The organism is Leucobacter sp. M11 (genome assembly GCF_035726885.1).
In the GTDB taxonomy this organism is placed as follows: Bacteria; Actinomycetota; Actinomycetes; order Actinomycetales; family Microbacteriaceae; genus JAPFRB01.
In genome coordinates this window covers 656,736-657,030 of the sequence record NZ_JAPFRB010000003.1, presented here as the reverse complement: position 1 = coordinate 657,030, position 295 = coordinate 656,736, and the positions used below count along the sequence as shown (strand labels likewise).

Sequence of the window (295 nt, the reverse complement as noted above, 5' to 3'; positions counted from 1 at the left end):
ACCGATTCCTCGCCGAAGACGGGCAGGTCCCGCCACTCGAAGCGCACGTCGCCGCGGTCGATGTATTCCTGGATGACGCCGGGCATCACCTCGCGGGCGAAGACCCCGCAGAAGGGGCAGCGGTAGTCGGAATACTCGACGATCGCGACCGGTGCGTCGAGCGCGCCGAGGGCGGTCGGGTCGTCGGCCTGGCGGCGGGCGAGGTCCAGCGGCGGGCTGTCGTCCTCCGCGGCGCGCTGCTCGGCGGTGTCGGTGATCGTGGCGACGGAGTCGTCCCCGCCCAGCAGACCGTTCC

The 295-nt window shown here is 72.2% G+C and carries 1 protein-coding gene; it reads right to left on the bottom strand.

All coding sequences use genetic code 11. The features are described from left to right. Positions 1–295 (bottom strand): DsbA family protein (locus OOT08_RS11520; RefSeq protein WP_325092921.1); only part of this gene is annotated, 295 nt, incomplete at both ends.